General features: G+C 39.3%; 6 protein-coding genes. 1 reads left to right on the top strand and 5 read right to left on the bottom strand.

The genetic code is table 11. The features are described from left to right. Nucleotides 1–470: Uma2 family endonuclease (locus tag FJR37_RS13830; RefSeq protein WP_168466270.1), on the top strand; the 470-nt coding region annotated here is incomplete at its 5' end. Between the two features lie 194 nt (nt 471–664). On the opposite strand, the gene FJR37_RS13825 is transcribed toward FJR37_RS13830, so the two are convergent. From FJR37_RS13825 to FJR37_RS13805, 5 genes are all read right to left on the bottom strand, one after another. Next, nucleotides 665–1,438, bottom strand: a complete 774-nt coding sequence (locus FJR37_RS13825) for an ion transporter (RefSeq protein WP_168466269.1) — start codon at nt 1,436–1,438, stop codon at nt 665–667. A gap of 58 nt (nt 1,439–1,496) precedes the next feature. After that, nucleotides 1,497–1,991, bottom strand: a complete 495-nt coding sequence (locus FJR37_RS13820; RefSeq protein ID WP_039200735.1) for a hypothetical protein — start codon at nt 1,989–1,991, stop codon at nt 1,497–1,499. A 405-nt stretch (nt 1,992–2,396) separates the two neighbouring features. After that, on the bottom strand, nt 2,397–4,493 hold the full coding sequence (locus FJR37_RS13815) for a pentapeptide repeat-containing protein (protein ID WP_168466268.1): 2,097 nt from the start codon (nt 4,491–4,493) through the stop codon (nt 2,397–2,399). Between the two features lie 59 nt (nt 4,494–4,552). Beyond that, nucleotides 4,553–4,885, bottom strand: a complete 333-nt coding sequence (locus FJR37_RS13810; RefSeq protein WP_168466267.1) for a hypothetical protein — start codon at nt 4,883–4,885, stop codon at nt 4,553–4,555. A 6-nt stretch (nt 4,886–4,891) separates the two neighbouring features. Then, on the bottom strand, nt 4,892–5,437 hold the full coding sequence (locus FJR37_RS13805) for a nucleotidyltransferase family protein (protein ID WP_027401973.1): 546 nt from the start codon (nt 5,435–5,437) through the stop codon (nt 4,892–4,894). Nucleotides 5,438–5,443 lie beyond the last annotated feature (6 nt).

The raw sequence follows: 5,443 nt of genomic DNA, 5'->3' as shown, positions 1-5,443 counted from the left end.
CCCTAATTATTACTGGTAATGTCTTTGCTCTGCTGAGAAACCATCTACGCGGTAGTGGATGTCAAACCTACATTGCCGATACTAAAGCACACATTGAATCAATTAATACTTATTACTATCCCGATGTCATAGTCAGTTGTGACCAAAAAGATAAAGCCTTTCATAACTTTTTGCGTTATCCCTGTTTAATTATCGAAGTCCTATCTCCCACCACAGAAGCATTTGACAGAGGTGATAAATTTGCTGATTATCGCCACTTAGAATCACTTCAAGAATATGTATTAGTAAGTCAAACGCGAAGAAATGTAGAAATTTTCCGTCGTAATTCCGAGGGACAATGGGTATTTTATAGTTATGGACAGGGAGAAAATGTGCATTTAGCCAGTGTAGATTTTCACTGTCCTATAGAAGATGTCTATGAAGACGTGAATTTTGAATCCCCTGCTGTAGAAAATTCACCCAAACCCTGACTGGGCGCAGACCCTGCGCCCCTACGCTCCTGGTTCTAAATTTAAACTATAAAAATTGCTCCAGTTGGATAACGTAAATATAAAATCATCAGCACCTGCTAATTGACTTTTAATTACTAGTTCCTCTTTGTATGGTATATCTACTTGGCAGAAAATACCATGATCAACTTCACTCTTGACTGTGATTTTATCCGCTACAATTGTTTACCGCACCTTTTACAAAATTCGGCATCTGCATCATGAAAAGCTAAACCGCACCCTTGACAAACAGTTTCCACTTGATTTGCCGTTTTTACCAATCGTCTAATTAAGTCACCAATCTGCCAAGGAATCAGAGCCACGCCTGTTAAAATCATCAATACCGTTAGTAAGCGCCCTAACTCAGAAATTGGTATCACATCACCAAATCCCACGGTTGTCATTGTCACAACTGAGAAATAAAAAGCATCTAAAAAAGTATCAAAATTCTGGGGATTAACTGGATGTTCAACTTGATAAATTAACCCGGAAAAAACAAAAACTATCGCAAATAAAGTAAATAATATTCTCGCAAAAATTACACTATCTTGATTACTGATACTACCAATTAGAAACTTTTTATCAATAAATCTCAGCAAACGCAATATTCTAAACCAACGTAATAGCCGGATAAAACTAGTATTTACTAATCCTATACAAGATGGCAAAATTGAGATTAAATCAATAATTGCATAAAAACTCAGAATATATTTAATTCTATCTTTTGTACTCCATAAGCGCAGTAAATATTCTCCAGCAAAAATTATTAATACACAATTATCTAATACTCTTAACTCCCAGCGAGCCTCTTGAGAAAGATCATAAGTTTCCGCCACGAAAATTCCTGATGATACTAAAACCAACAGAGAAATAGCTACACTAATTACCTTACCTATAGGAGTTTCTATGTCTGTTAAGTAAAAATCTATTTTCTCTCGGTTTAGCACCATCTTTTCCAAAATTCAACATTAAAAATCAAAAGGTTACAAAATTTTTACCAATTAAGAATTAAAATTTTAACCCAACTCCACCTTGTAAAGATAAAGCTGTACCACCAGTATTTCGGTAGGCATCAAAGGCAATAATAGCATTACCAAAAATCATAGTATTACTATTAGGAATAACATAGTCAATTCCCGGTTGCAGAGCAAAGCTAATTTTATTACCAACAGGGGAAGGCGTATCACCACTAGTTAAGACTAAACCAGCACCTAAATAAGCATCAGTTTGCCAGTTGAGGGGGATGTCATAGGAAACAGTCGGAACTACTGCTGTTCCCCTACCAATTAAAGCTTGAGTGCGGAAAGAGATGGGTGTTTCTAGTAATTTGTAGCGAAAAGCCAGGACTCCGCCCAATTGAGTACCATCTGTCAACCCCACAGTCGGACCAATACCAACATAACTGCCATAAGCTACTTGTGCCTGTGCTGGTTGAGAGTTTACCACTAAACTCACAACTGTTCCGATTCCGATTATCCCAAGCCAATATTGAAAACGTTTCATTAGCCTACTCCTGACACACTCTGAATTTAATATAACTTAGGTAAGAGGTTTACTGACAGAGGGTGTTTTAAAAGTCCCTGATGATGTACCAAATATTTATTACCCCCCTTAATCCCCCCTTATCAAGCTACGGTGTACACACAAGTTATCGAATCACCATTATTCCTCAAATTACCCCACCCTAACCCTCCCCGATGCTTTGGGGAGGGAACTAATTTTTCCGGTTTCCCCCCAAAGTATCGCGGGGATTAAGGGGGGTAATTTAACTTGTGTGTACACGATAGCCTTATCAAGGGGGGAAACAAGAAAGTCTACTTCCCTCCCCTTCATAAGGGGAGGGTTAGGGTGGGGTATAACTGTGCTAAAAATCACAGAATAATACTTTTCAAACATCCTTTCATGTGATTATGGACAACGGGAATTTAGTCCACCTTGAGTACAAATAAATGCCAATTGTTGCGGATCTAAATTTTTAGCTTGACTGAAATCTACTCCTTTAATTGAGGCATTTTGAGAACCAATATCAGGTGTTTCCACAAACTGATCTGCTAGATTTTGTTTACCAACAAAGAGAATTGTGCCTTGAAAATCTGCTCCAGCGACATTTGCTCCTCGTAAGTCAGCACGACTTAAATCAGCACTTCGCAAATTAGCGTTTTCTAAGTTAGTCGAGCGTAAACTAGCGCCAGTGAGTCGAGTAGCACTTAAGTTAGCATGACTGAGATTAGCATAATCTAAATAGCTCTCCGATAAATCTGCACCTTGCCAGTCCGTTTTAGTTAAATTCGCGTAGGCTAATTGTGTACCAATGGCAGAAACCCGGACTAAATTGGCGGCATATAAATTTGCTTCTGTTAAGTTAGCGTTGCTTAAATCTGCATTTGTAAGGCTGGCATTTTCTAAAATTGCATTTCGTAAATCTGTACCTACTAACTGGGTACTACTGAGATTAGCCCCAAATAAACGGGTGTATGATAAGTTGGCTTTGTTAAGATTAGCCCTACTTAAATCACTACGACTCATGGAAACCCGACTCAAGTTGGTATTACTTAAGTTAGCTTGCTTTAGTTGAGTGTTATTTAAATCAGCGATCGCATCATCATAAGTATCCCAACGTCCATCTTCACCCACGCTGCGGAAACGACTACCTTGGAAGTTAGCTTGGTTAAGATTTGCTGATTTCAAGACAATTCCTGATAAATCAACGTTGTTTAATACCAAGTTAAATAAGGGCTTTTCTCCAGATGCTTGAGAACCTAATTGAGCATTACTCAAGTCAATCTTATTAGTTTCGCCACTATAGATAGCCAGAATTTTATTAATTACCTGCTGGGTGAGAATTAGCTGATTTTGTCTAATTTCCCCATTGGAACTTTTACCGGCAGATGCTAGTTCTCCAGCGAGAAACTGATTCATGCGGTTTAATTCAGGAATGGCTTTAAAACCAGCATTAGTTAAGGCTTGTTGAATGGTATCCAGGGTTTTGGGGTCTGTTTCTTTAACCAATAAGTCAATTAATAATTTGATGGCTTGTTTATCATCAACACTACCCAAGGCTAAAATAACTCTTTGGCGGTCTTCGTTAGTAACACCGTTGTTGGGATTGAGTGCTTTGATGAGTTCAAGGAACTTTTGACTATTAGTTTGCTCGTTTCTCCGTTGGCTTTCTTGGGTTTGGATGTAGATTTGTGTACCTATTAAGGTTGATAACACAGCAATCATGCTAGTTAACCCTACTAAAAACAGGCTGATACTAGGATTATTTCTGGGGGAAGCAGGGGAAGGAGATTGTGAACTATCTACATTATTTTCGGTTGTGGTTGAATGCTCCCCAGAAGGAATAACAGTGCTGGTTGCATCTATTGTATATGTCCCTGCAAGTTGATCATGGAAAGAGCGGGGATGTTTTTGGTTAGGCCAGCCTTTTGATTCTGCTAAGATCATTAACATTGTTAAAGACGTAAACAGAGCCAAGTTGGGGAAAACAAAGCTGTAACGCCAGAGGAGATATGCGGCGGAAACTGGGATTGTCCAACGCCCTAATCCTTCTCTAACTATGACTGCGCCTAAACCTGGGGCTGTTCCGGCTTCGTTTACGACTCGCACACCAAACCACCGTTTGGGAATGGTGCTGCCTGTTTTAGCCAGTAAATACAATTGCCACCCACAGAGGCTTGTGGGCAATAATAGGGCTAATGTCCACAGGATATTGGTCGGCCAGGCAACGTTGCGAATACCATAACTGATGGGTAATGCTAGTGGTCTGGCGATCGCTTTTTCTGTGACTACCAAGACAGGATTCAGCGGCACTCGCCGAATCTCACTACGAGAATTTACATATACGCCTAAACTATAAGGAACTAACCCACTGGCAATAAAGAGTGTTATTTCCACCGTCCAAGCTACAAAGCGCCTCGTTGCTAATGGTGTAATCTTAGATTTTTTCGGTTCTTTGGGGCGGCTAGACTGACTACTACTTTTGCCGATCATTGGATTCGCCATCGTGTAATTACCTGTAATTTTTTTACGCCACCATTGGCATGACTCAAATAGGCTATTGCTTATTTTCCTTGTCCATTAGCAATAAAAAATTTGTATCCAAGATACACTAACACTGCCAAAACCGCCAGACTAATTACAGAAGCAACTAGAGCAAATACTGTTTGCAACATCCAAACGGTTATCAACATGACTACGCCCGTAACTGCCAGCTTTTTGATTGTTGATAAATTATTAAACCAATTTTTGGATTTTTCTAAATATAACTTCCATTGAGTAACGCTAGTTACAGGTGTCTGTGCCTCTGATTGACGAGCATTTTCACCAGCAGATTTGATTTCTGCTGCTAGATTTTGGAGACGACGTTGTAAATCTTCTTCTGGTTGAGAGTTCATAAATTTTTATTCATCTTTTATTAACAGTAGACAAGGACATTTTGGCAAAAAACTGGCTGCTTTTGCATCAGCATCGGGATTATTAATATGTGTGGGTGTTGGTCGAATAATCCCGTTAAATAAATCATCTAATCCGTAGGGAGTAAAAAATTGCCATTCCCCCTGTCTGTTCATGCGAACCCCTACAGCAGTTGCCGTATGCAACCAATTTTTAACTCCATCTTCTGTGCTATTATAAGTCATGCGTCCAGCCCGCCAATGCCCAAAACTGGCTTGATTTTTCACATCAAACTCCTGTTCGGGAAACTGTGTTTTGAGAGTAGACTTGGCAAATAATTCTTGGTCACGGTTGCCGGTTTCATCAAAAAAAGCAATATCAAAATCTTTGATAAATAAATTACATTCTTTTCCCAACAGAGAACGCCAAACTGTATTTCTGACTGCACCCCCAGCCAACCACCAGTTAGGTAACTCAAGTTGGGCTATGGCGGGTAAGACGGTGGCAATAATTGAATTAGTAAGAATAATTTGCAGTTGTGTATTATCATTCATAAGAAC

Source organism: Aphanizomenon sp. UHCC 0183, assembly GCF_009712065.1.
GTDB classification, from domain to species: Bacteria; Cyanobacteriota; Cyanobacteriia; order Cyanobacteriales; family Nostocaceae; genus Dolichospermum; species Dolichospermum heterosporum.
The sequence above is the reverse complement of the archived record's forward strand: the minus strand, read 5'-3'. Positions and strand labels throughout refer to the sequence as shown.

What these genes read in the sequence shown, in the direction of transcription:
- FJR37_RS13825 (WP_168466269.1), bottom strand. Translation starts at nt 1,438, where the DNA reads ATGGTGCTAAACCGAGAGAAAATAGATTTTTACTTAACAGACATAGAA.
- FJR37_RS13820 (WP_039200735.1), bottom strand. Translation starts at nt 1,991, where the DNA reads ATGAAACGTTTTCAATATTGGCTTGGGATAATCGGAATCGGAACAGTT.
- FJR37_RS13815 (WP_168466268.1), bottom strand. Translation starts at nt 4,493, where the DNA reads ATGGCGAATCCAATGATCGGCAAAAGTAGTAGTCAGTCTAGCCGCCCC.
- FJR37_RS13810 (WP_168466267.1), bottom strand. Translation starts at nt 4,885, where the DNA reads ATGAACTCTCAACCAGAAGAAGATTTACAACGTCGTCTCCAAAATCTA.
- FJR37_RS13805 (WP_027401973.1), bottom strand. Translation starts at nt 5,437, where the DNA reads ATGAATGATAATACACAACTGCAAATTATTCTTACTAATTCAATTATT.